Genomic DNA, 26,505 nt, shown 5'->3' on the forward strand with positions numbered 1-26,505 from the left:
AAGTCCTTCCCGCACGGTTATCATGGGCGTCCAGTCCATGAAAGGTGTCGCATGCCCAGTTACGTCATCACCGCCCCCGTCGCGCCATCGCTGGCCGTGGCGGGGAGCCTCGAGCGCTTCCCGATCCGCCGCGTGTTCTGTGTCGGCCGCAACTACGGCGCCCATGCGCGCGAGATGGGGAGCGATCCGGGCCGCGAGCCGCCGTTCTTCTTCACCAAGCCGGCCGACGCCGTGGTGCCCGCCGCCGGCGCGCTGCCGTATCCGCCCGCCACCGGCGAGCTGCACCACGAAGTCGAGCTGGTGGTGGCGCTCGGCGCCGGCGGCGCTGACGTCGATCCGGCCGCCGCGCTGGCCCTGGTCTGGGGCTATGGCGTGGGCCTGGACCTGACCCGGCGCGACCTGCAGGCGCTGGCCAAGGACGCCGGCCGGCCGTGGGACATGGCCAAGGGCTTCGATGCCTCGGCGCCGTGCAGCCCGCTCATTCCGGCCGCCACCCTCGGCCATCCGCAGGATGCGCGCATCTGGCTCGAGGTGAACGGCGCGCTGCGCCAGGAGGGCAAGCTGAACGAGATGATCTGGCCGGTCGCCGACGTGATCAGCCACCTGTCGCGCCTGGTGACGCTGGCGCCGGGAGACCTGATCTACACCGGCACGCCGGCCGGCGTGGCGGCGCTCGAGCCGGGCGACCAGGTGCGCGGCGGCGTGGATGGCGTCGCGACCTTCGCGCTGTCGATCATGTAGGGTGGTCGGCTTCGCCGACCGCGCGCTCAACCGGACGAAGAATAGCGGTACATTCGCTCATGCAGGAACTGGACGCGCGGCCGCCATCGCCGCCTTTCGTGGCCCGGTCCGCCCTACGAACCGCGGCCCGCCAGCAGCGTCGCCATCTGCGCCAGCAAGCCTTCGCGCGCCGCATCGATCCGGGCGCCGTTGGTCTTGCCCGATAGCGCGGCCCGCTCCTTGCGGCCCAGGAAGTAGGCCACCCGCTCCGCATTCGCCCCCGAAGGATGCGGCAAGCCGTGCAGCACGCGGCCGGGGCGGATCACCCCTTGCGTCACCAGCCAGTCGAGGGTCTCGCCGACGCTGGCGCCCATCGGGATGTACAGCGCGTCCGGCAGCTGGCGGGCCTCGTGCGCAAACCAGCGCGCTACCATCTCGCGCAGGAAGCCGTTCTTCAGCGGCGAGGGCGAGCCGCTGTAATTCTTTCCATCGACGAAAACAGGATGACGCAGGATCGCGCTCACCTGCACCAGCCCCGCGTCCTGGTCGAACACGGTGGCGCAGCTGGCGATGCCGAGCCAGCGCTGCACCCCGATCGCATCGAGCAGCGCCACGAAGTTGGGGCGGATCGCGCCGCTGAAGGCGCCGGCCAGGCGCGCGGCGCGCAGCACCGTGTCGTCATCGCCGCCGGCGGCCAGCCGGCGCTGCGCTTCGCGCATGGCGTTCCGCCACTGCGCGAAGCCCGGGGTGATGCCAACGACCACGACGCGCGCCTGCGCGTGCACCGATTCGAAGGGAATGTAATGGGCGCTGTAGCGGCCTTCGCGGCCGAGCAGGAAGGCCGCGGGAATCCGGGCGGGCGTCGCCACCTGCGCCAGGTCGAGGCCGCGGATCGCCTCGCGGTAGCGGGGAAAGAGCGGGTCGGACATCGGGATCCACGTGGAGGGAAAGCGCCATGGTAGCGCACCCGCGCGCGCCGGCAAGCGCGGAAAAACTGGTACGCTGTCTGCATCGATCAGACAGCCGCAGCGGTCCCACAACACGCGGCCGGGAAGGGGAGGATGCCATGAGCGACGTGGCGCTGATTACCGTGCACGGAATGGGTGAAACGCCGCCCACCTATGCCGACGGCCTGATGGACCGGCTGCGCGGGCAGCTCGGCGCGCTGGCGGGACAGGTGGTGATGCGCTCGGTGTACTACCAGAAGATCCTGCAGGACAACCAGCACGCCATCTGGGAGATGACCAGCGAGCGCGGCATCGTGCGCTACCCCGGCCTGCGCAAGTTCGTGCTGTTCGGCTTCGGCGACGCGGCCGGTCTGGAGAACCGCAAGGAGATTCCGGGCTCGGTCTACGAACTGGCCCAGGGCGAGATCGCCCTGGCCTTGCTGTCGGCGCACGCCGTGCGGCCGGCGATGCCGGTGGTCTTCGTGGCCCAGTCGCTCGGCTGCCATGTGCTGTCGAGCTACATCTACGATGCCCAGAAGGCGGCGAAAGGGCAGCCGGTGGGCGCGGGCATCTGGCGCAACATCGATGCCTGGGCGGCCACCACCCTCGGACGTGCGCTGACCGCCAGCGAAAAGACCTTTCTCGGGGCCGGCACCTGCGCCGCCCTGGTCACGACCGGTTGCAATATTCCGGTGTTCATCGCGGCGCACAAGCTCATGCACATCATTCCGATCGACCGCCCGACCGGGCTGTTCAAGTGGATCAACTTCTACGATCCGGACGATGTGCTGGGATGGCCGCTGCAGCCGCTGCCCGGCGGCTACCGCGAACTGGTGGAAGACCGGGTGGTCAATGCCAGCAGCGGCGGCGTGGCCAGCCTGCTGCTGCGCAGCTGGAACCCGCTGGCCCATAACAGCTACTGGGACAACGCCACGGTGATCGACGCCATCGCGGCCATGCTGCGCCGCCTGGCGGCCTGAGCGCGGGCATCAGGGCGTGCCGAGCGTGAACAGGGTGCGGATGTCGCCCGCCACGGCGCCGCGCGCATTGCGGATGGGCGGCTGGCGGAACTGTTCGAGCTGGGCGCGGCGTGCGTCGTTCAGCAGGCCGAGCTGGTCGAGCACGCCGTACACGGCCGGATGCAGGGCGCGGCTGTTGCCGTCCGCGATCTTGATGGCGATGCCCAGGCCGGCCGAGCGGATGCCGATCGCCTGCACCGCATCGGCGCCGATCTTGGCCACCCAGTCGCCGCCGCCGGCCGTCATCCAGGCCAGGTCGGTACGCGCGGTGCCCGAGACCATGTCCGGCCGCGCCGTCATGGCATCGCACAGCATGCCCATGGCGCCCCCCAGTTGCGGGTCGGCCGCGCCTTGCGCCAGGCGTGCATACAGGTGTGCCAGCTTCGACAGGGGCATCGCGTAGTTCGGCGCCGAACAGCCGTCGAGCCCGACCGGCATGCGCTCGGGCGCCATGCCGACGGTCTCGGCCAGCGTGGTCCGGATCGCTTCCTGCAGCGGATGGCCGCGCTCGACGTAGCCGCGCGTGGGTGCGCCGTGCAGGCGGCACCAGGCCAGGAAGCCGCTGTGCTTGCCCGAACAGTTGTGGTGCAGCGGCGTCCAGTCGCGGTCCGTGGGCGTCGGCTGGCCGGTGAACTCGTAGAACAGCGGGGTGGCGCAGCCGCATTCCAGGTGGCCGGGATCGAGGCCGATCTTGTTCAGGATCGAGGCCACGCCTGCCAGGTGCTTGTCCTCGCCCGAATGGCTGGCGCACAGCAGGGCCAGTTCGTCGCGGTGCAAACCGAAGCGCGCCGGACCGTCCGACAGGATGAAGGGCAGGGCCTGGAAGGGCTTCAGTGCCGAGCGCGTGAAGGTGGGGTAGTGCGGGTCGCCGGCCGCGTGCAACAGGCGACCCTGCACGTCGACCACGGCGATCGATCCGGCGTGCAGGTTCTCGACGACGTTCCCGGTATCCGGGTAGCCGCGCGTGGTGGCGACCAGAGGAATGGCTTGCATAAAGGCTTCATGTGGATGGTAAACATCCCTACTGTAAGGCATCTGCATGCCATCCGACGCACGTTCCGCACCAGCGGTTTTCGCCCGCCAATCCAGGCTGTCCGACACATCTGCACGGCGTGCAGACATGCGGGAAGCACACGAATATGCACCTCCCGTCCGGCATCGGTTTTACGCATTTCGTCATGTGTTTTCCGCGTTTCGGCGCTTGCGGCTTGAGGCTGGGCGGCGGCTCGCTACACTTCCTCCATCGCCAGACAAACCTGCACAAGCGCTGGCGAAACCGACCATGTGGACCGCGCGGCGCGAGACCCCAGCCGCACAGGTTCGACCCTCTTCCCCGATAAAGGACCGATCATGCGCACCAAACTCCTGCTGGCCGCCGCCACCACCTTCCTCGCCCTGAGCGCCACCGGTGCCGCCACCGCCGCGCCGCAAGCCGACGCCGGCCGCGTCGACGTCGTCGGCGCCCAGCCAAAGCAGACCCAGCTCGCCCCCTTCATGTTCGACGGCGTACAGGGCGAATACGGCCTCGATGACGGCCGCATGCTGACCGTGACCGGCAAGGTCGACGGCCGGAAGCGCACCCTGTATGCCGACCTCGGCGACGGGCCGACCGAGATCGTCCACGTCGGCAAGAATCGCTTCGTCGCGATGGGCAAGGACCTGCGCCTCGCGTTCGAGCGTCCGAACAGCCGCCGTGTGCCGGACTCGGTGCGGGTCAGCACCGTGGCCGGCCGCCAGCTCGCCCTGGCCCAGCGCTAAGCGCTGTGCTGGCTCATCCACTTCGACCTGAAAGGATTCCGCAATGATCCGCACCACATTCCTGCCGGCAGCCGCTGCCGCCCTCATCACATTGAGCGCCGCGGGTGTCGCCGGCGCCGCGCCGCAAGGCGCCGATGCCGGCCGCGTCGACATCGTCGGCGCCCAGCAAGCCCGGATCGGGGCCTTCACCTTCCACAGCGTACAGGGGCAATACGAACTCGACGATGGCCGCATCCTGCGCATCACCGGCACCAGGCATGGCGAACAGCGCAAGCTGTATGCCGACTTCGGTGACGGGCCGACCGAGATCGTCCGCGTCGGCAAATACCGCTTCGCCGCGATGGACAAGGATGTGCGGCTCAGCTTCGAGCAGTCTGGCCTGCGCCGCATGCCCGACACGGTGCGCATCACCAGCCCGGACGGCCGCCTGGTCGCGCTAGCCCAGCGCTGAGCCGAAGCGTCCGGCCTGGTAGTCGCTGATGGCCTGCGCGATCTGCTCGCGCGTGTTCATCACGAAGGGGCCATGCAACACCACCGGTTCGCGGATCGGGTCGGCATGGCCGACACCACGACCGCATCCTGGCTGGCGCGGATCTCGACGGTGTCGCCGGCCTGGTCCAGCTCCACCAGGTGCATCGGACTCACCGGGTCGGCATGATTGCCGACCCGGACCACGCCGCGCGCGACGTAGAGGAACACGTTGCGCCCGTCCAGTCCGCCGAAGCGGATACTGCCTCCCGTCCGCATCTCCAGGGTGCTCATGAATACCCCGGTCAGCGATCGCAGCGGACCCGCGCTTCCCTCCCATTCCCCCGCGATCAGGTTCAGGGTCACCTTGCCGTCGTCGACCGATAGGGCCGGGATGTCGGCGCGCTGCAGGCCGGTGTAGGCGGGCTCGCTCATCTTCAGGCGCGCGGGCAGGTTGATCCACAACTGCAGGATCTCGATCGGGCCGCCGCGCTCGAGGAAGGCGCGCGGCGACACCTCCGCATGCACGATGCCGCGCCCGGCCGTCATCCACTGCACGCCGCCGGCGTGGATGATGCTTTCGTGGCCGGCATTGTCGCGGTGGGCCAGCATGCCCTCGAGGATGAAGGTGACGGTCTCGAAGCCGCGGTGCGGGTGCGGGCCGAAGGGCAGGCCGCGGTTGTGCGGCGGATAGGTTTGCGGGCCGTGGTGGTTGAGGAACAGGAAGGGATCGATCTGGTCGACCAGGCGGCCGGGCAGCGGGCGCTGCGTGATCAGGTCGCCGATATCGTCGCGCAACGCGGGGTGCAGGCGGTGGACGGATCTAAGGGGCATGGCGGTGGACTCCGGGCAGTGGGATGGGCGCCTCACGATACCCGAAGCCGGCCTGCCGGTCGCACACGCCTGTGCTAGACTCTTTGCGCTTTTGCAACCTGGAGACGGCGACCCATGATTAGAAAAACCCTGCTTGCCAGCCTGCTGCTGGCATCCATCGCTTTGCCCGCAGCCGCGGCCATCACGCCCCCGAGCGAGGTCGCCGTCAAGACCGCCAAGTACGCGGCGAGCACCTACCGCAAGGACATCGTCGACACCCTGGCCAAGCTGGTCAGCTACAACACGGTGGCCGACAAGGCCGTCCCGTCCGACAAGAACCCCGTTCACATCGCCTTCAAGGAAGCCCTCAAGGCCGAAGCCCAGCGTCTCGGCCTGGACTATGCGGACCACGGCTGGACCGTGGTCATCGGACTCGGACAAGGCAGCGAGCGCGTCGGGGTGATCACCCACGGCGACGTGCAGCCGGTGGACCCGGGAAAGTGGAAGAAGTCGCCCTTCGTGCTCGACCGTACCAGCGAACCGGGCAAGCTGCTGGCGCGCGGCGCCGAGGATGACAAGGGGCCGATCGCCACCGCGCTGTACGCGATGAAGGCGATCCGCGACAAGGCACTGCCGCTGTCCAAGCGCATCGAACTCTACGTCTACATGGGCGAGGAGTCCGACTGGGGCCCGCTGGTCGAATTCCTCAAGACCCACCAGCCGCCGCAGGTCAACATCACGCTCGACGCCGAGTATCCGGCGGTGACGGCGGAGAAGGGCTACGGCACGGTGGCCGTGACGGTGCCGAAGGCCGGCGCGGCGCCGGCGCCGGAAGGCCAGCCCTATGTCGCGCAATTCGGCGGCGGCTTCTTCGGCAGCCAGATTCCCGAGGACGCCAATGCCCTCATCGCCAACGCCACGCCCGAGATCGAGCGGGCGATCCGCGCCCGCGGCGCCACACAGCAGGGCATGCAATACAGTTTCAGCTGGCAGGGCAGCAATCTGGCGATCAAGGCCAAGGGCGTATCGGCCCATTCCTCCAAGCCGGAAGACGGCGTCAACGCGGTGAGCATGCTGGCCGACGCGCTGGCGGTGCGCCCCTGGGCCGCCACCACGGCCGGCGGCGTGGTGAACTTCCTCAACGAGATGGTCGGCACCGGCATCTACGGCGAGAAGTTCGGCAACATCGCCTACCGCGACAGCTTCATGGGTCCGATGACGTTCGCCCCGACCGTCATCAAGCAGCGCGAGGATGGCATCGAGGTGTCGATCAACATGCGCCGCCCGCAGGGCAAGACCGGCGAGCAGTTGACGGGCGAGGTCAACGCCGCCCTGGCCGCATGGCAGGCACGCCGGCTGCCGCTGGCCGACGTCACGGTACGCATCAGCGACCCGTGGTTGCAGAAGAGCGCGCCGCAGCTGCCGACCCTGATGTCCGTGTTCTCGTACTTCACCGGCATGCGGAACCCGGCGCCGGTCGCCGTCGGCGGCGGCACCAACTCGCGCCTGTTCCCGGGAGCGGTGAGCTTCGGTCCGGCGATGCCGGGCAAGGTCTACACCGGCCACTCGGAGCACGAGTTCATCACCGAAAAGCAGCTGCTGCTGAACCTGCAGATGTACACGGCGGTGCTGGTCGAGCTGGCGAAGTAGGCCACCCACCATCGCCAGCGACGGACCCCGGCAATGCCGGGGTTTTTTTTGGACGCTGTCACCGTTATCTGTTGTTGACGCCGGTCGCGATGCGCAACAACTGTTCCGCAGCAATGGCCCGTGCGCCGTCGAGCACCCGGTAGCTTGACCGCCTGGTGCGCGTATCCAGGTTTGCGTCCCGGAGTCTGGGTATTTTCACGGCCGCTTCCTGCCGATAGAGACAGGTGTTCGACCAGGGAAAAGCTCAGCAGTTCAGGCCTCATCCATCGCTAAAGCTGACAGAGCCTTTTTTCTTGGTCGCCAGGCGCGGGCGGCCACTGTCGCGGCCATGTCGAGCTCGTAGGTTTTTGACGCGCCAAAATGTGTAAATACTTCTGATTGTAGTGTAGGACTGCGCCTACAAGACAAGGCTGCGCAGAATGGGCGTTCGGGCCTTTCCCTAGGAGCCACAGGGCGGGCCAGGCATGCGGCTTTGCCCCTGCACCGCCGTTACATTGATGGCTGGAAAATGCCTCCGTGCTAGAGGGAAAATGTGGCGAAAGCTGCATGATAGGATCGTTGCTACTGACCGCGAGGACACCGGTGATCCCGGTGTCGGCTCGCGTTCCATGCTTTTTCTTGCCCGACATTTTTTGGATGCCATGCACAGCAAAGATCTCGAGAAGCCGGACGGACGCAACATCACCTTGTACAGCACGCAGCCGATTCCGGAAGGCATCACTGCGCCCAGCCCCTTCGCCGATCCCCAGCATGCCAATCCGCACCTGCGTTGGCACCCGCTGCGCGGCGAATGGGTGACGTATGCCGCCTTCCGCCAGAACCGCACCTACCAGCCGCCGCCGCAGTACAACCCGCTGGCGCCGACGACGGATGCGCAGCATCCCACCGAGATGCCGGCCGGCGACTACGAGATCGCGGTGTTCGACAACCGCTTTCCCTCGCTGGCGCTGGAATCGCACGATCCGCCCGTGGTCACGGTGCCGACCGCGCCTGCCAACGGCCACTGCGAGGTAGTCGTGTTCACGCAGGACCCGGGCACCGCGCTGGCTGCGCTGCCCCTGTCGCGCATCGCGCTGCTGCTGTCGGTGTGGGGCGACCGCACCTCGCGCATCGGGCGCCTCCAGCACATCCATTACGTACTGCCGTTCGAGAACCGCGGCGCCGAGGTCGGCGTGACCCTGCACCATCCGCACGGCCAGATCTATGCCTATCCCTTCGTGCCGGAGGTGCCGGCGCGCCAGCTGGCGCAGGAGCGCGAATACTTCCTGCAGCACGGCACCAGCCTGCTGTGCGACATGGCGCGCGACGAAGCCGCGGACGGCAAGCGCGTGCTGTACCAGGACGAGCACGCGATCGCCTTCGTGCCGGCCTGCGCCCGCTATCCCTACGAGGTATGGGTGATGCCGACCGCCCCTTGCCGCGACTTCGCCGCCGTGGCGCCAGCGCAGCGCGAGGGCCTGGCGCGCGCGCTCAAGACCGTGCTGCTCAAGTTCGAGGCCCTGTGGAACCGTCCTTTCCCCTACCTGATGGCCTGGTACCAGGCGCCGACCGACGGCGCCGAGCATCCGGAAACCCAGTTGCATGCGCAGTTCTATCCGCCCTACCGGACCAGGGACCGCCTGAAGTACCTGGCCGGCACCGAACTGGCGGCCGGCATGTTCGCCATGGACGTGCTGCCCGAGACCACGGCCTACGAACTGCAGCAGGTCGAGGTCAGCCTGGACGAGGCCGGCGTTCCGGCCGATGGCGCGGAGCGCCGCGCATGAGCGCGCTCCAGCAGCGCGCCGCCGAGGTCGCGGACAAGCTGGCCGTATTGCGCGCGCACCTGGCCGCGGCAGGCGGCGGTGCGATCCGCCTGCGCGGCGTCGACTGGTTCGCCTGGGTGACCGCGGGCGGCTCGAGTGCGGTGCTGCAGACTACCGACGACGGCGTGGCCGAGGTGCTGGTGACGCTCGATGAAGCCTGCATCCTGACCGACGCCATCGAGGCCGAGCGCCTGCGTGCCGAGGAGCTGCCCGCCGGCTTCACCTTCCACATCGCGCCCTGGGCCGAACCCGAGCTGCGCGAGCGCCATGTGCAGAATGCGGCAGCCGGGGGCAGCATCTTTTCCGACCGGCCCGCCGCTGGAGGAATGGGCGGCCCGGCAGGGGGCGAACAGCCGTTGCCGAACGCGCTGCGCCAGCGCCGCATGGTGCTGGGCCCGAACGAGCGCGAACGCTACCGCCTGCTCGGCCGCGAAGCCGCCGAGGCCATGGGCGAGGTGCTGCGCCGCGCACGGCCCGACTGGACCGAATACGAACTGGCCGGCGCCGGCGCCGAAGCGCTGTGGCGGCGCGGCATCCACCCGGCCCTGATCCTGGCCGCCGGCGAGCGCCGCCTGCCGGCCTACCGCCATCCGACCCCGACCGCGGAGCGGATCGGCGCGCGCGCCATGCTGGTGTTCTGCGCGCGCCGCCACGGCCTGTACGCCAACCTGACCCGCTTCGTGAGTTTCGCGGGTGCGGCGCCGCTGGACGAACAGCGCGCCCTGATGGAGGTCGAGGCCACCGGCCTGGCCGCGGTCCAGCCGGGCAAGTCGCTGTCGGCCGTGTACCACGCGCTGGACGCGGCCTACCGGCATGCCGACCGCGAAGCGGCGATCCGCGAGCACCACCAGGGCGGCATCACCGGCTACGCGGCGCGCGAGATCGTGGCCGGCCCGAGCACCGCCACCTTGCTGGAAGAGGGCATGGCGTTCGCCCTCAACCCGAGCTTCGCGGGCGTAAAAATCGAAGACACTTTCCTGCTCGGCCCCGACGGGCTCGAGAATCTCACGTTCGACCCCGGCTGGCCGGCGGCGGACGTACACGGCCGCAAGCGGCCCCTTTGGCTGGAGGCGCAAGCATCATCATGATGAATCCCGACACCTTCTTCGGCGGCGCGCCTGATGTCAACGCGTCGGCGCCCGGACGCGTGAACCTGCTGGGCGAGCATACCGACTACAACGACGGGTTCATGCTGCCGGTGGCGACACCGCAGCGCACGCTGGTGGCGATAAGCCGCAGCGGCGACGAGCATTTCCACTTCTACTCGCCGGCCTTCGACAATACCGTCACCTTCCCGCACGACGGCAGCGCGCCCCAAGGCTACGGCAGCTACATCGAGGGCTGCATCCGGCTGCTGCAGGCCGAAGGCATCGAGGTGCCGCCGGTGCGCGTCTACATCACGAGCGACCTGCCGGTGGGCTCGGGCCTGTCCTCGTCGGCGGCGCTCGAGGTGGCGACCCTGCGGGCGCTGCGCGCGCTGCTGGGCTTCGAGCTCGACGACGTCAGGCTGGCCCGCATCGCCCAGCGCGCCGAGATCGAGTTCGCGCATGTGAACTGCGGCATCATGGACCAGATGGCGTCCAGCCTGTGCGACGAGAACAACATGCTGTTCATCGACGCACGCACACTGGAACACCGCCTGGTCACGATGCCGCCCGATGCCGAGCTGATCGTGATCGACTCGGGCGTGGCGCGCAAGCTCGCCGCCAGCAAGTACAACGAGCGCCGCGCCGAGTGCGAGGAGGCATCGCGCAAGCTGGGCGTGCAGGCGCTGCGCGACGTGCAGGACCCGGCCGCGGTGGAAAACCTGCCCTCGCCGATGCGCGAGCGGGCCCGCCACGTGGTACACGAAAACCTGCGGGTGCAGGAGGCGGCGCAAGGCGTCAGTGCCGAGCGTTTCGGCGAACTGATGAATGCCTCGCACTTCAGCCTGCGCGACGACTACGAAGTCTCGATCCCCGAACTGGACGCGCTGTGCGAAGCGCTGCGTGCGGCGCCCGGCGTGCTGGGTGCGCGCCTGACCGGCGCCGGCTTCGGTGGAGCCTGCGTGGCCTTGTGCCGGGCAGGACAGGCGCAGGAAGCGGCCGCCGCCGCGCTGGCGGCCTATAACAAGAACGGACGACAGGGCCGGATCCTCATTCCGGTTCCGACTGAACAGAAAGGACAACAATGAATCAGTTTGAATACCCCCGTCCTCAATTGGTGCGCGACAACTGGATCAACCTGAACGGCAAGTGGCGCTTCTGCTTCGACGACGAACTGGACTACCACCTGCCGCACGACGTGGCGGAGTGGACCCACGAGATCAACGTGCCCTTCGCCGTCGAGACGGAATTGAGCGGCATCCAGGACACCGGTTTCCACCGTGCGGTCTGGTACGAGCGCGAGTTCGAACTGCTGCCCAACGACAAGCGCACCATCCTGCATTTCGGCGCGGTCGACTATGCGGCCCGGGTCTGGGTCAATGGCCGCCTGGTGGCCGAGCACGAGGGCGGACACACCCCGTTCCAGGCCGACATCACCGGCGTCATGAAGGCCGACGGCAAGCAGGTGGTGACGGTCTTCGTCGAGGACGACCCGGCCGACCTGGCCAAGCCGCGCGGCAAGCAGGACTGGCTGCTCGAGCCGCACTCGATCTGGTATCCGCGCACCACCGGCATCTGGCAGACCGTCTGGGTCGAGCAGGTGGAAGACACCTACATCGCCTCGCTGCGCTGGACCCCGATCTTCGAGACCTACGAGATCGGCTGCGAGGTGTTCGCGGCCGGCCATACCCAACAGGAGCTGTTTGTCGAAGTCAAGATCTGGCACGGCGAGCACCTGCTGGCGGACGACTACTACAAGCTGCTGCAGGGCGAGGCGAACCGCAAGATCGCGCTGTCCGACCCCGGCATCGACGACTCGCGCAACGAAATCCTGTGGAGTCCGGAACGCCCGACCCTGCTCGACGCCGAGGTGACCCTGCGCTGCGGCGACCGCGTGCTCGACCGGATCCGCTCGTACACGGCGCTGCGTTCGGTCTCGATCAACCGCGACCGCTTCATGCTCAACGGCCGCCCTTACCACCTGCGCCTGGTGCTCGACCAGGGCTACTGGCCGGAATCCTTCATGACCGCGCCGTCCGACGAGCACCTGAAGCGCGACGTCGAACTGGTCAAGCTGATGGGCTTCAACGGCGTGCGCAAGCACCAGAAGATCGAAGACCCGCGCTTCCTGTACTGGGCCGACAAGCTCGGCCTGCTGGTGTGGGAAGAAATGCCTTCGGCCTACCGCTTCAGCTCGCGCGCGATCACCCGCATGGTGCGCGAGTGGACCGAGGCGATCCAGCGCGACTACAGCCATCCCTGCATCATCGTCTGGGTCGCCTTCAACGAATCCTGGGGCGTGCCGAACCTGACCCTGACCCAGGCCCACCGCAACGCGGTCGAGGCGCTGTACCACCTGACGCGCACGCTCGATGCGACCCGGCCGGTGATCGGCAACGATGGCTGGGAAGCCTCGGCCACCGACATCCTCGGCATCCACGACTACGACTGCGACCCGGAAAAGCTGGAGGCGCGCTATGCGGTCACCGACCCGGTACGCACCCTGTTCGACCAGCGGCGTCCGGGCGGCCGCATCCTGACCCTGGACGGTTTCCCGCACCGCGGCCAGCCGATCGTTCTCACCGAGTTCGGCGGCATCGCCTACGATCCGAAGCAGGATCCGGACGCGGACAAGACCACCTGGGGCTATTCGCGGGCGCACTCGGCGGAGAGCTACCTGTCCTTGTACCGCGACTTGCTGAGGGTCGTGAACGAAACCTTCATGTTCAGCGGCTTCTGCTACACGCAGTTCACCGACACCTTCCAGGAAGCGAACGGCCTGCTGAATGCGGACCGCACGCCGAAGCTGCCGCTGGAGGTGATCAGCGCCGCCACCCGCAACGTGGCGCTGCAAAGGAAGGAAGTCGAAGCCGAAGGAGATGGCATTCCGGGAGGCACGGGCATGCCTTGAGTGGGCGCGGCATGGCGGCGGCGAGCGCGAGCTGGCCGCCGAACCGCTCGGCCAGGACGCGCACCGCAGGATGCGCGTTGTTCTTTGCGTGTTACACGGCGCGACGGGACGCCGGGGAAGCTCAGGGCTGGATGACCCCGTCGGCGACGCTCACCCGATCGCCGCTACGGAACACGGGCGTGGTGTCCTGGGTGATGACCTGGGTGCTGCCGTCGTCCATGCGCACCGTCACGCGGTAGCTGTTGGCGCCGGCCGCGCCGCTCGATCCGGTGCTGCCTGCGCTGCCAGAACTCCCTGCGCTGCCCGCGCTTTCACGCGGGATGACCTCGATTGCGAGCACCGTGCTGTTGGGGATGGCGCTGGCCGCGGCCGGGGTGCCGGAAGCGCCGGTGCTGCCCAGCGCGCCCGAGCTGCCGGACTGCTCGTAGCCCGACGCGCTGCTGCCGCTGGTGCCGGAGCTGCCCGAGGTGCCGCTGTCCATGGTGCCCGAGCTGCTCGAGCTGCCGCTGCTGCCGGTGGGGTTGCCGGAGGCATCGGTGGCGCTGCCGGCACCATAGCTGCTGGAGCCGCCGGTGCCGGTCGCACCGCCCGAGGTCGCGCTGCCGCCTGCGTCGCCCGATGACTCGCCGCCGCCGCGCATGCCGGCGCACCCGGTCGTGCCCAGCGCTACAGCCAGCAAGCCCGCCAGGATCATGCTCTGGTGTTTTTGCTTCATGATCAACTCCTTATGGTGGTTGTTCGGTCGTGGATATTGGGATGCGTGACGATGCCACGTGCCACTGGAGTGAGAGGGAAGAAGCGCGTCAGCGTTCCAGCTGACCCGGGTTGGAGCTGAGCTGCATCAAAGTGCCCACGAGGCCGGCGGACTTTTCCGCGGCGGAACTGGTCAGCGCTGGCGCAGGGGGCCGTGCCGCCGCACGAGCACGGCCAGCAGGGCGCTGGTGAGCAGCGCCGCCGTGACATCGACCATCCAGTCATTCACGTCGCCGCTGCGGTAGGGCAGGAAACTCTGTACCAGCTCGTCGGCCGCGCCCATCAGGGCGATCGCGAGCACGGCCTTGGCCGCGCGCGCGACACCGCTGCCCGTGCTGCCGAGGAACCATAACAGGGTCAGGAAGGCGTAGGTGAGGCCGTGCAGCACCACGCCGGGCGCGTATTCGCCGACCTCGGCGCGGGCGCCGGGAATCGATCCGGCTGCAATCACCCCCGCATACAGCACCAGGGAAGTCTTGATGCGGGCGGAACGCAGGCGGGGGTCGAACAGCAGGAGCGACAGGAAAGCGGGCATGACGATGAATCGCTGGGCAAATGCCAACGATACCATGCCTGTCGTTCTGGAGACCACACCGGCCGCCGTCCGGCGCCTTGGCGTCGCGCTTAAGGGTTCAGATCGTCAGCGCGGGCGCGCCGTTCGGGTAATGGGCGTCGAAACAGCTTTCGCAGTCCGCGCAGAACAGGTGTGCAATGCGAACGCTGTCCTGCCGCAGCACGAGTTTGAGATGGGTGTGGCGGCACTTGGGGCAGATTTCGCGCACGCTGCCGAAAGTGAGCAGGTTCAGCGGCACGCTGTCGCCGTCGAGCCGGTCGATGACGGCCAGGGGATTGAGCTCACTCAACACCAGGTTGCCGTCGGCATGGTGGCGGCGGCCGGCGTTCGATTCGGGTGGATGCGCGTAGGTCTCGGATGCACGTAGATTCATAGGACAGGCTCCCATTATCGAATTGTCTCCGCAACCCTGCGGCGAAGTAAAACTGCAGGGTGGGAGCTTCATCATAGCCAAATCACAGGCAGCTTCAAGCTCTGCCGGCATTTTTTTATTGGCGTGTTGCTAATGCGAAGAAAAAAATGCCCGCCAGGAACTGGCGGGCACAACCCAAGATCAGGCCAAGAAACGCATGTTCGGTTGGTGTGTTGCACCCGGTGCAGCACACCTGCTGCCATCACGCATATCGGTTACGTGTATCGCAGGTGATTCAAATTATATGGATCGATTGTGACCACGATGTGACGGCGATCAAAGGTGAACCCTGGACAGCGAACGGAATCGGATTTCCGCAATCTCATCAATATCGTGCAGGGGGCGCTGGCCGGGCAGCGCCAGGATAAAAAAAAGCCCGCTCGAGGCGGGCTTAAAACTATTTTCTTGGAGGAGAATAGTGGAGACAGCTGCAGTATGTTGCAGCGCGAAATATATGTCCAATTTAGTATACAGATACCGGACATTGATATTTTGCATATCTGTTCGTTTAATTCGCCCCCACGATTTTTCTACGATTTTTCCACGACCGCTGCCCGGACAGCGTCTACTCGCGCACCGGCACGGTGTAGTTCAGCGCCATGCGCCCGCCATCCGCGTACAGGGTCTGGCCAGTCATGTAGGAGGCATCCTCGCTGGCCAGGAAGGCGCAGATGGCGGCCACTTCCTCGGGCTCCCCGCAGCGGCCGAGCGGCGTGCGCGACAGGATCGTGTGCCGCGCTTCCGGACTGCCGAGCACGGCCTTCTTCGCCAGTTCGGTCAGGATCGTTCCGGGACCGATGGCATTGACGCGGATGCCGTGGGCGGCAAGACTGATCGCCGCCACCCGTGTCAACTGGTTGACGCCGCCCTTCGACACGACATACGGTACCTGGTTCGGGATGCTCAGTTCGGCATTCACGCTGGACATATTAATGATGCAACCGGTCTGGCGCTTGACCATCTCGCGCGCTGCTGCCTGGCTGCACAGGAACATCGATTTCAGGTTGATCCGCAGGACGCGGTCGAAATCTTCTTCCGCCAGTTCGAGGAAGTCGGCCGCATGCGTGACGCCGGCATTGTTGACCAGGATATCGATCTGGCCGAAGGCCTGCAGCGCGGCGGCGAGCATGGCGTCGACATCGGCCTTCATGCCGACGTCGGCCTGATGAAAGCGTGCGGCCTCGCCCAGCGCAGCCGCGGCCTGCGCGCCTTCAGGGCGGACGTCGACGAGCATGACGCGCGCACCTTCCTGCACCAGGCGGGTGGCGCAGGCAAGGCCGATGCCCTGGCTGGCGCCGGTAACGATTGCGGTTTTGTTGGCTAGTCTCATGGCAGGTTCCTGGCAGGTGAAAAACGGCCATTGTAAACAGCCGGGCAGGGCGGTCTCAAGCAGGCGCGCCACGCCAGCCGGACAAACGGCAATTCCACCCGGCCAGCGCTGGCCCCTCGGCTGCCGGAATGACCGGCTTCGCTAGAACGCAGGCGGGACCAGGGGCGCGAAGACGAAAAGCAGCATCAGCTTATGCATCGCATGTGCGCTGCTTACCGCAAGGAAGCTGGCACTGATGCCGGCCCAGCGCATGGCGACGTAGGCGCAGGCGAACACGCAGCCCGCCGCGAAGCTGGCGATGCCATGGACCAGGCCGCTCGTCAGGGAATGGCCTGCGCCGAACACGACGCCGCCCAGCAGCACGCAAACGGCCGGGTGGGCCCGGAACCGGCGCAGGATTTCCATCGGTATGAGCTGGCCCACGAAGGATTCGATCAAGGGGGCATAGATCACGGCAAGCACGAATATCGTGCCCCGGCCGAGATTGCGCAGGCTGGAGGCCGCGGAATCTCCCCATTGTTCGGGCGGCAGGAGTTGCAGCGATACGCCCAGCAACAGGAGGGCACAGCAGCTCGACAGGATGCCCAGGCAGGCGCCCAGCGCCGCCGCGGTGACGAAGGGTCGTCTTTGCAGGCTGCAGCGCCAGTGGGCCCAGCGGGGCGGGAGGGTCGTGATCCGGATAGCCAAGGCGCACCTCCTTTGTCTGGAGAGGCGCCCATGTTAAGCGGCGGGCGTGCGCGATCGCAGACCTGAATCAAACGGGCGCACGCCCGCCCGCCTGTCCTGGAAGGAGCCCGCTTACAGCATCAGCGGCTTGTCCGGCAACTCGTTGGCGCGGTTGCCGTCGGCAGGAAAATGCTGGCGCAGCAGTTCGTTGACCTGCCCGATGGCGGCCAGCGCCGCGTCGTGGAAGCGACCTTCGCGGAAGCCTTCGGTCATGGTGCGGCACACCCCCTGCCAGGTGGCGCGGTCGATCTTGCGGTCGATGCCGCGGTCGGCCACGATGTCCACCTTGTGCTCGGCCAGGTTGATGTAGATGAGTACGCCGCAATTGTCCTCGGTGTCCCACACGCCATAGTCGGCGAACAGGGCCAGCGCGCGCTGGCGATTGGTGACGCCTTCCCAGGCCTCGTCGAAGGGCAGGGCCTTTTCGATGATCAGGCGCACTTCTCCGCGGTGGGTCTGCTCGCCGGCCGTGATGGCTTCGCTGATCGCCGTCAGCGTCGCTTCCGGGAAGGCGCGCTTGGCGTCGCCGCTGCTGCTGCCCAGGTGGCGCCAGGCGCGTTGGATGCGCTGAGTGAATCCCATCTCGATACCCATTACCAGTCTCCCGAGGCGCCGCCGCCGTCGAAGCTGCCGCCGCCGCCGGAAAAGCCGCCGCCGCCGAAGCCGCCACCGCCGCCGAAACCGCCGCCCCCGCGGCCCATGCCGCCCATGATGTTGCCGAGGATGATGCCGGTCGCTACATTACCCAGGCCACTGCTGCGGCGCTGGCCCCAGTGGTTCGGCGACAGCCGGCTGCGGCGCGGCCGGAAGATCGAACGCAGCATGCTGATGACGACGAACAGCGCGATGATGCCGAACAGCGAGAAGCCGCCGCCGCTGTCCTGTTGGACTTGGCGCTGCGGGCTTTGTTGCTGGGCGGGTGCAGGGAAACTTTCCTTGTTGAGCAAGGTGGCGATCGCGCCGACACCGGCCACCAAGCCTTCGTAGTAATGATTCTGGCGGAAGTGCGGTGCGATCACGTCCTGCAGGATACGTTTCGATTGGGCGTCGGTCAGCACGCCCTGCACCCCGCGTCCGGCCTCGATGCGCAGGCGGCGCAGCGCGCTCGGATTGTCGCGCGCCACCATCAGGAGCACGCCGTCGTCGACACCCTTGCGGCCCAGCTTCCAGGCGTCGGTGACGCGGATGCTGAACTGCTCGATCGCCTCGGGCTCGGTCGACTTGACCAGCAGCACGGCGATCTGGCTGCCGGTACGCGCCTCGTAGTCGGCCAGCACCGCGGTCAGGCGCTCGCGCTGGGCCGGGTCGAGCATGCCGGCTTCGTCGACCACGCGGCCGCTCAGCGCCGGTACCGGCTTGAGCTGGGCGAATGCCGGAGCGGCCAGGACGAAGGCCAGCAGGCAGGCCAACAGCGGGGCCCACCATGCGCGGAGATAGCGGTGTCCGGACGGCGCGCGCATCGGGTACCGGCCTTACTTGCCGAAGTCGACCGTAGGCGCGGTCGAGATCGCCTTTTCGTTCTCGACGGTGAACGAAGGTTTGGTCTCGTAGCCGAACACCATGGCGGTCAGGTTGTTCGGGAATTTACGCACGGTGACGTTGTAGTCCTGTACCGCCGCGATATAGCGCTGGCGCGCCACCGTGATGCGGTTCTCGGTGCCTTCGAGCTGCGATTGCAGGTCGCGGAAGCTGGTGTCGGCCTTCAGGTCGGGGTATTTCTCGGACACGACCATCAGGCGCGACAGTGCGCCGGACAGTTCGCCCTGCACCTGCTGGAATTTGTTGAACGCTGCCGGATCGTTCAGCACCTCCGGCGTGATCTGGAAGCTGGTCGCGGCAGCGCGTGCGCGCGTCACCGCCTCGAGTGTCTCGCGTTCGTGCGAGGCATAGCCCTTGACCGTGTTGACCAGGTTCGGAATCAGGTCGGCGCGGCGCTGGTACTGGTTCACCACCTCGCTCCAGGCAGCCTTGGTTGCCTCGTCCTTGGTCTGGAACTCGTTGTAGCCGCAGCCCGACAGCAGCGAGCCGGTCAGGATGGCCAGGGCCAGGGCGCGCATCCAGCGCGGGAAGAAGGTAGATGTCATGATCGCTTTGTCCATGCCAAGTTGTCGAATGGTCAAAATATACATGATGTAAAGAACTTCTGGCGCATCTTCGGGGGCGATATCCGCCCCTGGACTGCCGGCGGTGGGGCCGGCAGGTACAATATTGGTTTGCAATAATCGACTGACAAGGGGCCGACGTGACATTCATCGACAAACTTTCCGCGGCATGGACCCGCAACGACTCCCTGCTGTGCGTCGGGCTGGATCCGGACCTGGCGCGCTTTCCCGCGCAGCTGCAGGGCCAACCGGACGCCATCGTCCGGTTCTGCAAGGCGATCATCGACGCCACCGCCGACCTGGCCTGCGCGTTCAAGCCGCAGATCGCGTATTTCGCGGCGCTGGGCGCCGAAGCGCAGCTGGAACAGATCTGCCGCTACCTGCGCGAGCAGTATCCGCACATTCCGCTGGTGCTCGACGCCAAGCGCGGCGACATCGGCGCCACCGCGCACCAGTACGCGCGCGAGGCATTCGACCGCTACGGCGCGGATGCGGTGACGGTCAACCCCTACATGGGTTTCGATTCGGTCGAGCCCTACCTGGAATGGGCCGACCGCGGCGTGATCGTGCTGTGCCGCACCTCGAACGCGGGCGGCTCGGACCTGCAGTTCCTGGACGTGGGCGGCCGTCCGCTGTACCAGCACGTGGCCGGGCTGGTGGCCGATAAATGGAACCGCAACGGCCAGCTGGCGCTGGTGGTGGGCGCGACCTTCCCGGAAGAGATTGCGCAGGTGCGCAAGCTGGTGGGCGACATGCCGCTGCTCATTCCGGGCGTCGGCGCCCAGGGCGGCGATGTGGAAGCGACCGTCAAGGCCGGGCGCAGCGCTAACGGCGCCGGGATGATGATCAATTCATCGCGCGCGATCCTGTACGCGACACCGCAGGCCGGCGAGGATTTCGCGGCGGCGGCAAGGCGCGTGGCGCTGGAGACGCGCGACGCGATCAATGCGGCGCGCGGCTAAGGACGCGCTGGCGGTTTGCCGGCGCACTGGGAACGTGGCGCAGGCCGGGGACCAGGTGCGCACTGCAGGCGCCAACGCACCCATCGTGCGCAGCGCCTGCAGTGCACGCACTCAATACCTGCTCGGCGCAATCATTTCCGCATAGTCGTACAGCGCGCCGAGAATCTCCTCGGCCCGCTCGTCCGCGTTCTCGGACAGCGCATCGATCTCCCCGAACAGCTGGTCGACCGTGCGTGCGCCGCCCGCGCCTTCGAACAGGCGCGCCGCCCGGTGCGCTTCCCACAGCTCCGCCTCGTCTGGCGACATGGTCTGCGGGAAGTTGCGCGCGCGGTAGCGGAAGAACAGTTCGGACAGGCGCTCGTCCTCGAACGAGGGGCGGACGCCGGCCAGCGCTTCCGGCTTGTCGTGGCGCAGCGATTCCAGCTTGCGCCGGTCGCCGTTGCCGACAAAACCGCCGTACAGGTCTTCGTCGACGTCCACCGCGGCGCCGGGGGCCGGCTTCTTGAACACCTCGGCCCAGATCGCGCTCATGTCGGGCCCGCCCGCGGCCAGCGCCGCGTGCGCGCGGGCCTGCGCCACGTCGATCCCCCAGCGCGTCGCCATCTCCGGTTGCAGGGTTTTCAGATTTCCAACCAGCATCGGCGACTTGTTCAGGTGCACGCTCTTGATCGGCAGGCGCGTCATCCCTTCCGGCATGTCGGCGCTGCGGGTGAACAGGCGGGTGCGGATCGTCTCGATGTCGAGGGTGAACAGTTCGGATGGATCGTGGCGGCAGTCCCAGACCAGGATCTCGTTCTTGTTGGTGGGGTGCTGGGCCAGCGGCCAGACCAGGCCCAGGCAGCCGTTCTCGACCGGGAACATGCCGGACACGTGCAGGAAGGGCTGGCGCTGGCCGGGGTCGAGGTGCAGGCCCATCTCGGCGGCGACCCGGTCCTTGCGGCGCAGCTCCAGGCAGAAGTCGAACAGCTTGGGCTGCTTCAGCTTGATGAGGCGTGCCAGGGCGATGGTGGCGCGCACGTCCGACAGCGCATCGTGCGCCGCCTCGTGGGCCAGGCCGTTGGCCCGGCTCAAGTCTTCCAGCCGGAAGCTGGGCTTGCCGTCTTCCTTGCGGGGCCACTCGATGCCGCCCGGCCGCAGCGCATGGGTCATGCGCACCACGTCCAGCAAGTCCCAGCGGCCGCAGCCGTTTTGCCACTCGCGCGCATACGGGTCGATCAGGTTGCGCCAGAACAGGTGGCGCGTCACTTCGTCGTCGAAGCGGATGGTGTTGTAGCCGACCCCGATGGTGCCGGGTTCGCTGAACGCCGCCTCGATCTGGTGCGCGAATTCATGTTCCGGCACGCCATGTTCCAGGCAGTGTTGCGGCGTGATGCCGGTGATCAGGCAGGATTGCGGATCGGGCAGGAAGTCGGGCGCCGGCCGGCAGTACAGCATGATCGGCTCGCCGATCTCGTTGAGTTCGGCGTCGGTGCGGATGGCGGCGAACTGGGCCGGGCGGTCGCGGCGCGGTGTCGCGCCGAAGGTTTCGTAGTCGTGCCAGAGGAAGGTATGCGTGCTCATGTGTTCTTGTGGTGTCGTCCCGTGGGCGGGCAGGCGCCATGGTGGCACAGATCGCGCCCGCCGTCAGCCGTTGTGCTCAGCCCTTCAGATGCTGACGCGGTCGCGGCCGGCTTGCTTGGCGCGGTAGAGCGCGGCATCGGCCGCCGCCACCAGTTCGTGCTCGTTGCCGCCGGGCGCCAGGCTGGCCACGCCGAAAGAGCCGGTGATGTGGGGTAGCGGCAGGCGCATGTCGGGGAACACCATCGCCGTGCGCAGGCGTTCGGCCAGGCGCTCGGCCACCATCCCGGCCAGGCCGGCCTGGGTGTCCGGCAGCACCGCCAGCAGCTCCTCGCCGCCATAGCGCACCGCGAAGTCCGAGGGGCGCAGCGATTCGCGGATCACGCCGGCGGCGCTGGACAGGGCGGCATCGCCGGCAAGGTGGCCGTAGGTGTCGTTGAAGCGCTTGAAGTGATCGAGGTCGATCATGATGAGCGACAGCGGGCTGCCGTCCTGGCGCGCACGCGCGGCCAGCTTGGGCAGCATCTCATTGAGCCAGGCGCGGTTGTACAGGCCGGTCAGGCCGTCGTTGAGCGACATCTGGCGGTAGAACTCGCCGAGCTTCTGGCGCCGCCTGAGCTGGGCGTTGGCATGGCGTACCCGGAACGACAGCAGGCGCAGCAGGTTACGCGCCAGCACGTTCGAGCGGTCGATCAGCTGCCATACCAGTTCCGGTTCGATCACCAGCAGTTCGCAGTCTTCCAGCGCGGTCATCGCGGCCAGGTTCACCGCGTCGTCCAGCACCGCCTGCTCGCCCACGCTTTCGCCGGGCAGCACGCGCAAGGTGTGCATGCCTGCGCCGGTGTCTTCGTTGCCGCTATGGGCGTCGGGCGCCACTTCCAGCGCGCCCGACAGCACGATGTAGAGCCGTGCGCGCAAGCCGTCCTCGACCCGCTGGCCGGCCGCCACCCGGATCACGGCGCAGGGGGCCAGCGCCGCGGCGAGCGCCGGGTCGTCGGCATCGCGGAACAGCGCCAGGTCGCGCGTGGTGTAGGGGGATGCACCGAAGGTGCCGATCGGGTCCAAGGTGTTCTCAAGAAGAAAGCGTCATTACGTTGTGGAATGATAACTCATTGCAACGCATGCGCGTGGGCTGGCGTTCCAGAAACAACAGTGGTCAAATGGCGGCCATGACGACGCCTTCCCACCTGACCGACGCCCTCGGGCGCCACCATGCGCCGGCAGCCGGCGCCCGTATCGTTTCGCTGGTGCCCTCGATCACCGAACTGCTGTGCGAGCTCGGCCTGGCTGGCCAACTGGTCGGCCGCACCGGTTTCTGCATCCATCCGGGCGCGCTCGTGGCGTCGATTCCGAAGGTGGGCGGCACCAAGGACGTGAACATCGAGAAGATCCGCAAGCTGGCGCCGACCCACCTGGTGGTGAACATCGACGAGAACGAAAAGCCGACGGTCGAGCAGCTCGCGGCCTTCGTGCCGAACATCGTGGTCACGCATCCGCTGGCGCCGGCCGACAACCTGGCGCTGGCGCGGCTGATGGGCGGCATCTTCGGCGCGGCGCAGGCCGCCGAGCGCTGGTGCGCCGCGTTCGAGGAGGAATTCGCGCGCTTGCGGACGCTGCCGCCGACGCCCGCGCGCAGCGTGCTGTACTGCATCTGGCAGGATCCATGGATGAGTGTGTCGAAAGACACCTATATTGCCGCCATGCTGGCCGAACTGGGCTGGCGCGTGCCGGACCTGGGCGAGCAACGCTACCCGCGCTTCGACTGGTCGGCGCAACTGGTGCAGGGGCTGGACGCGGTCCTGCTGTCCACCGAGCCCTATCGCTTCACGGAAACGCATGCGGACGCGCTCGAGAAGCAGCTCGGCATCCCGGTGTTCCTGGTCGATGGAGAAATGATGTCGTGGTACGGCAGCCGCGCGCTGGCGGGCTTGCGCTACCTGCGTACCTTGCGGGGGATGGTGGAAGGCGCCGCGGCCTGAAAAAAACGCACGCCCAGGAGCCGGGCGTGCGCGCGCCGATTACGAATCGGTCAGGTGCTTGTCTTCCAGCGGATCGAGCGCCGGTGCGCCGTGGCCGTGGCGGTCCTTGTCCTGCAGGCGGCCGAGGGCGCTGTCGAGGGCGCGTGCCAGCTTGCCGGCCGCGTTCTTGATCGACTGGCGCAAGTCGTCGGCATGCTCGTGCACGACGACCGGCTGGTAGCCGCGCACACGTGCTTCCATCATGCAAGAGTTGCCGCCATCGGCGTGTTTTTCCTTGTTTTCGTTACTCAGGTGCACTTCGACATTGGTGATGTGTTCAGCGAAACGGTCGATCGCGCCGCGGACCACGCTGTCGACGTGCTCGTCCAGGCCCTGGTGGTTGGTAATGGTGCGGTCGGTATTGACGTTGATTTGCATAGGTTTGCTCCTGTTGTCGTGACTGCTCATGGTACCCGCGGCGTCGATTCGGCCGCGTCCTGTTAAGGAAATTGGGGCACTCGTCCAGGTTGCAAGCCCGACATCTTGTAATCTGTCACACCGACTGCGCCGCCGTTTCCTTGTCGTGATGCGGGAACCGGTCCATGCGCGAGAGCACCGGGAACAGCAGCGCCCACAGCCCCGTCACCGCCAGCGTGGCGGCGCCGCCCAGCAGGATCGCGCGCACCAGGCCGAGCCAGCCGGCGGTGACGCCCGATTCGAATTCGCCCAGCTCGTTCGAAGCGCCGATGAAGACCGAGTTCACCGCGCTGACGCGCCCGCGGATGTCGTCCGGGGTCTCGAACTGCACCAGCAGGTGGCGGATGTAGACGCTGACCATGTCGCCCGCGCCCAGCAGGAACAGGGCGGCGAGGGCCACCGGGAAGCTGTCGGTGAAGCCCATCACCAGTGTGCACAGGCCGAACACGGCGACGCCGCCGAACATCCACAGGCCGACCCGGCGCGTAATCGGGAAGAAGGCCAGCAGGACCGAGCACAGGGCCGCGCCGGCGCCCGGGGCGGTGCGCAGCATGCCGAGCGCGGTGGGGCCGGCGTGCAGCACGTCATGCGCGTAGGCCGGCAGCAGGGCGGTGGCGCCGCCGAACAGCACCGCGAACAGGTCGAGCGAGATCGCGCCCAGCACGATCGGACGCGAGCGCACGAAGCGCAAGCCTTGCAGCAGCGAGGTCCAGCTCACCGGCCCCTGGCTGCGCGCCTGCGGCGCGGCGCGGGTGCGCGCCATGCACAGCACCGCGACCGTCAGCAGGCTGGCCGCGACCATGTGCACGGTCATCGGGCCGAACACGTACAGCAGGCCGCCGACGATCGGGCCGGCGATCACGGCCACGTGGAAGGTCGAGGACCCCAGGGCCACGGCCTGGCTGAAGTCGCGGTCCGGTACCAGGTTCTTCAGCACCGCCTGCGAGGCCGGCATCATGAAGGCGCGCGCGGAGCCGAACAGCACCAGGATCGCGAACACCGGCCAGACGACATTGCTCCCGGTCGAGGACGATGCGGCGGTGAAACCGACCAGCAGCAGGCTGCACAGCAGCTGGGTGGCCATGCACAGCAGGACGATATTGCGGCGGTTGTGGCGGTCGGCGACGTGCCCGGCCCACAGGATCAGCACCAGGAAGGGCGCGAACTGCGCCAGGCCGATCAGGCCGAGGTCGAACAGGCTGCCGGTGATCTGGTAGACCTGCCAGCCGATCGCGACGCTCTGCATCTGCACCGCGAGGGTGCCGAGGAAGCGGGCCGACAGGTAGAAGGAGAGGTTGCGGTTGCGCAGGACGGCCAGGCCGCTGGAAGGAGACAGCAGGGACATGAAGGACTTTCGGGGACAATGCTGGGAAGGCTGGCTCTGCATTGTGCCCGAATTGGGCCCTTGCCGTCGTAGGGCGGGGTAAAGCTTCAGGGCTGCGCCAGATCCGCCTCGGTCGTAAACGCATCGGCAAAGAACTCGTCCTCCGGCAGCCCGCACTGCGCCACGTAGTCGCGCCGCGCCGATTCCACCATGAGCGGGGCGCCGCAGGCGTAGACCTGGTAGCCCGAGAGGTCGGGAATGTCCTGCATCACGGCCGCATGCACGTAGCCGCTGCGGCCCTGCCAGGCGTCCTCGGGCAGCGCGTCCGAGACCACCGGGATGTAGCGGAAGTCGGGCAGGGTGGTTTCCCAGGCGCGGCACAGCTCGTCCATGTACAGGTCTTGCGGGCGGCGGCCGCCCCAGTACAGGCGCACCGGGCGGGTCGACTTCAGGTGCATCAGGTGCTCGACCAGGGCCTTGACCGGCGCGAAGCCGGTGCCGGAGGCCAGCAGCACGATCGGCTTGTCCGATTCTTCGCGCAGGAAGAAGGTGCCGAGCGGGCCTTCGAAGCGCAGGATGTCGCGCTCCTTCATGGCGCCGAAGACGTGGTCGGTGAACAGGCCGCCCGCCAGGTGCCGGATATGCAGTTCCAGCGGCCCGCTGAACGAGGGCGCGCAGGCGATGCTGTAGGCGCGGCGCTTGCCGTCCTTGAGCAGGAATTCGATGTACTGGCCGGCGCGGTAGGCCAGCGCTTCGTTGGCCGGCAGCTGCAGCGTGACGATGGCGACGTCGGGCGCGACCTTGTCGATGCCGGCGATCCGGGTCGGCATCTTGCGCACCGGGTAGTCCGAGCTGCCGCCGACCTCGCGCGCCTCGATCACCAGGTCCTGCTGCGGCACCGCGCAGCAGAACAGCGACATGCCCTGGCTCTTCTCGATGTCGGTCAGGGCGCGCTGCTGGTGTGGCTTGTGGGCCACCTCGCCTTGCGCCACCCGTCCCTTGCAGGAGCCGCAGGCGCCGTTCTTGCAGCCGTAGGGCAGGCCGATGCCGGCGCGGAGGGCGGCGGAGAGGACGGTTTCATCGGCCTCGCAGCTGAACTGGTGGCCACTGGGCTGGACGGTGATCTGGAAGCTCATGCAGGATCTGGGTTGGTG

Annotated in this window: 27 protein-coding genes and 1 pseudogene; 11 read left to right on the forward strand and 17 right to left on the reverse strand. The window is 67.5% G+C overall.

Annotated elements, in window-relative coordinates:
• Window positions 1-51 precede the first annotated feature (51 nt).
• A complete protein-coding gene (locus IM543_07200) occupies window positions 52-741 on the forward strand; it encodes a fumarylacetoacetate hydrolase family protein (GenBank protein QOY95627.1) in 690 nt (229 codons plus the stop codon).
• A gap of 113 nt (window positions 742-854) precedes the next feature.
• On the opposite strand, the gene IM543_07205 is transcribed toward IM543_07200, so the two are convergent.
• Entirely contained in the window at window positions 855-1,649 is a 795-nt protein-coding gene (locus tag IM543_07205; GenBank protein QOY95628.1) for a hypothetical protein, read from the reverse strand.
• A gap of 137 nt (window positions 1,650-1,786) precedes the next feature.
• Here IM543_07205 and IM543_07210 point away from each other — a divergent pair, with 137 nt between their 5' ends.
• Window positions 1,787-2,647, forward strand: a complete 861-nt coding sequence (locus tag IM543_07210; protein QOY95629.1) for a hypothetical protein — start codon at window positions 1,787-1,789, stop codon at window positions 2,645-2,647.
• Window positions 2,648-2,656: 9 nt separating this feature from the next.
• Here the strand turns inward: IM543_07210 and IM543_07215 are convergent, their stop codons facing one another.
• Window positions 2,657-3,679 carry an asparaginase gene (locus tag IM543_07215; GenBank protein ID QOY95630.1) on the reverse strand — a complete coding sequence of 341 codons (1,023 nt, stop codon included), beginning with the start codon at window positions 3,677-3,679 and terminating at the stop codon, window positions 2,657-2,659.
• Between the two features lie 357 nt (window positions 3,680-4,036).
• Between IM543_07215 and IM543_07220 the strand changes: the two genes are divergently transcribed.
• The gene (locus IM543_07220) at window positions 4,037-4,444 is read left to right on the forward strand and encodes a hypothetical protein (GenBank protein ID QOY95631.1); all 408 of its coding nucleotides are present in this window, start codon (window positions 4,037-4,039) and stop codon (window positions 4,442-4,444) included.
• 43 nt (window positions 4,445-4,487) lie between these two features.
• The gene (locus IM543_07225; protein QOY95632.1) at window positions 4,488-4,895 is read left to right on the forward strand and encodes a hypothetical protein; all 408 of its coding nucleotides are present in this window, start codon (window positions 4,488-4,490) and stop codon (window positions 4,893-4,895) included.
• Here IM543_07225 and IM543_07230 read toward each other — a convergent pair.
• A pseudogene (locus IM543_07230) lies at window positions 4,881-5,746 on the reverse strand (pirin family protein). The gene IM543_07225 and the pseudogene IM543_07230 overlap by 15 nt on opposite strands.
• A gap of 114 nt (window positions 5,747-5,860) precedes the next feature.
• Here IM543_07230 and IM543_07235 point away from each other — a divergent pair.
• The 5 genes from IM543_07235 (at window position 5,861) to IM543_07255 (ending at window position 13,176) form a co-directional block, all read left to right on the forward strand.
• Window positions 5,861-7,375, forward strand: coding sequence for a dipeptidase (locus IM543_07235; protein ID QOY95633.1), 1,515 nt, complete (start codon window positions 5,861-5,863; stop codon window positions 7,373-7,375).
• 641 nt (window positions 7,376-8,016) lie between these two features.
• Window positions 8,017-9,141 carry a galactose-1-phosphate uridylyltransferase gene (gene galT, locus IM543_07240; GenBank protein QOY95634.1) on the forward strand — a complete coding sequence of 375 codons (1,125 nt, stop codon included), beginning with the start codon at window positions 8,017-8,019 and terminating at the stop codon, window positions 9,139-9,141.
• Entirely contained in the window at window positions 9,138-10,268 is a 1,131-nt protein-coding gene (locus IM543_07245; GenBank protein ID QOY95635.1) for a M24 family metallopeptidase, read from the forward strand. The genes galT and IM543_07245 overlap by 4 nt, the downstream gene beginning before the upstream one ends.
• A complete protein-coding gene (galK, locus tag IM543_07250) occupies window positions 10,265-11,353 on the forward strand; it encodes a galactokinase (GenBank protein ID QOY95636.1) in 1,089 nt (362 codons plus the stop codon). Before IM543_07245 ends, galK begins: the two co-directional genes overlap by 4 nt.
• Complete coding sequence (locus IM543_07255) at window positions 11,350-13,176, forward strand: glycoside hydrolase family 2 (protein ID QOY95637.1); 1,827 nt, start codon at window positions 11,350-11,352, stop codon at window positions 13,174-13,176. Before galK ends, IM543_07255 begins: the two co-directional genes overlap by 4 nt.
• A gap of 121 nt (window positions 13,177-13,297) precedes the next feature.
• On the opposite strand, the gene IM543_07260 is transcribed toward IM543_07255, so the two are convergent.
• The 9 genes from IM543_07260 to IM543_07300 all read right to left on the reverse strand — a co-directional run bounded on the left by IM543_07260 (window position 13,298) and on the right by IM543_07300 (window position 19,055).
• Window positions 13,298-13,891 carry a hypothetical protein gene (locus IM543_07260; protein QOY95638.1) on the reverse strand — a complete coding sequence of 198 codons (594 nt, stop codon included), beginning with the start codon at window positions 13,889-13,891 and terminating at the stop codon, window positions 13,298-13,300.
• A gap of 171 nt (window positions 13,892-14,062) precedes the next feature.
• Entirely contained in the window at window positions 14,063-14,464 is a 402-nt protein-coding gene (locus IM543_07265; protein ID QOY96561.1) for a VanZ family protein, read from the reverse strand.
• 97 nt (window positions 14,465-14,561) lie between these two features.
• On the reverse strand, window positions 14,562-14,876 hold the full coding sequence (locus IM543_07270; GenBank protein QOY95639.1) for a hypothetical protein: 315 nt from the start codon (window positions 14,874-14,876) through the stop codon (window positions 14,562-14,564).
• Between the two features lie 315 nt (window positions 14,877-15,191).
• Window positions 15,192-15,413, reverse strand: a complete 222-nt coding sequence (locus IM543_07275) for a hypothetical protein (protein ID QOY95640.1) — start codon at window positions 15,411-15,413, stop codon at window positions 15,192-15,194.
• 67 nt (window positions 15,414-15,480) lie between these two features.
• A complete protein-coding gene (locus IM543_07280; protein QOY95641.1) occupies window positions 15,481-16,245 on the reverse strand; it encodes a glucose 1-dehydrogenase in 765 nt (254 codons plus the stop codon).
• Window positions 16,246-16,386: 141 nt separating this feature from the next.
• Window positions 16,387-16,932 carry a CPBP family intramembrane metalloprotease gene (locus IM543_07285; protein QOY95642.1) on the reverse strand — a complete coding sequence of 182 codons (546 nt, stop codon included), beginning with the start codon at window positions 16,930-16,932 and terminating at the stop codon, window positions 16,387-16,389.
• A gap of 111 nt (window positions 16,933-17,043) precedes the next feature.
• Window positions 17,044-17,553: a TPM domain-containing protein gene (locus tag IM543_07290; protein QOY96562.1), complete on the reverse strand. Its 510-nt coding sequence runs from the start codon at window positions 17,551-17,553 to the stop codon at window positions 17,044-17,046.
• A gap of 11 nt (window positions 17,554-17,564) precedes the next feature.
• Window positions 17,565-18,431: a TPM domain-containing protein gene (locus IM543_07295; GenBank protein QOY95643.1), complete on the reverse strand. Its 867-nt coding sequence runs from the start codon at window positions 18,429-18,431 to the stop codon at window positions 17,565-17,567.
• Window positions 18,432-18,443: 12 nt separating this feature from the next.
• Window positions 18,444-19,055: a LemA family protein gene (locus IM543_07300; GenBank protein ID QOY95644.1), complete on the reverse strand. Its 612-nt coding sequence runs from the start codon at window positions 19,053-19,055 to the stop codon at window positions 18,444-18,446.
• Window positions 19,056-19,213: 158 nt separating this feature from the next.
• Here IM543_07300 and pyrF point away from each other — a divergent pair, with 158 nt between their 5' ends.
• Window positions 19,214-20,035 (forward strand): orotidine-5'-phosphate decarboxylase, encoded by an 822-nt coding sequence (gene pyrF, locus IM543_07305; protein ID QOY95645.1) that lies wholly within the window; start codon window positions 19,214-19,216, stop codon window positions 20,033-20,035.
• A 111-nt stretch (window positions 20,036-20,146) separates the two neighbouring features.
• Here pyrF and sbcB read toward each other — a convergent pair whose 3' ends face one another.
• Together sbcB and IM543_07315 are read right to left on the reverse strand one after the other, a co-directional pair.
• On the reverse strand, window positions 20,147-21,595 hold the full coding sequence (gene sbcB / locus IM543_07310; protein QOY95646.1) for an exodeoxyribonuclease I: 1,449 nt from the start codon (window positions 21,593-21,595) through the stop codon (window positions 20,147-20,149).
• 84 nt (window positions 21,596-21,679) lie between these two features.
• Window positions 21,680-22,657 (reverse strand): GGDEF domain-containing protein, encoded by a 978-nt coding sequence (locus IM543_07315; GenBank protein ID QOY95647.1) that lies wholly within the window; start codon window positions 22,655-22,657, stop codon window positions 21,680-21,682.
• 104 nt (window positions 22,658-22,761) lie between these two features.
• On the opposite strand from IM543_07315, the gene IM543_07320 reads away from it, so the two are divergent.
• A complete protein-coding gene (locus IM543_07320; protein ID QOY95648.1) occupies window positions 22,762-23,571 on the forward strand; it encodes an ABC transporter substrate-binding protein in 810 nt (269 codons plus the stop codon).
• A 39-nt stretch (window positions 23,572-23,610) separates the two neighbouring features.
• Here the strand turns inward: IM543_07320 and IM543_07325 are convergent, their stop codons facing one another.
• From IM543_07325 to IM543_07335, 3 genes are all read right to left on the reverse strand, one after another.
• On the reverse strand, window positions 23,611-23,988 hold the full coding sequence (locus tag IM543_07325; GenBank protein QOY95649.1) for an HPF/RaiA family ribosome-associated protein: 378 nt from the start codon (window positions 23,986-23,988) through the stop codon (window positions 23,611-23,613).
• Window positions 23,989-24,103: 115 nt separating this feature from the next.
• Window positions 24,104-25,372, reverse strand: a complete 1,269-nt coding sequence (locus tag IM543_07330) for an MFS transporter (GenBank protein QOY95650.1) — start codon at window positions 25,370-25,372, stop codon at window positions 24,104-24,106.
• An 86-nt stretch (window positions 25,373-25,458) separates the two neighbouring features.
• Window positions 25,459-26,487, reverse strand: a complete 1,029-nt coding sequence (locus tag IM543_07335; protein QOY95651.1) for a CDP-6-deoxy-delta-3,4-glucoseen reductase — start codon at window positions 26,485-26,487, stop codon at window positions 25,459-25,461.
• Between the last annotated feature and the right edge of the window lie 18 nt (window positions 26,488-26,505).

It is taken from the genome of Massilia sp. UMI-21, assembly GCA_015277795.1.
Lineage (GTDB): Bacteria > Pseudomonadota > Gammaproteobacteria > Burkholderiales > Burkholderiaceae_D > Telluria.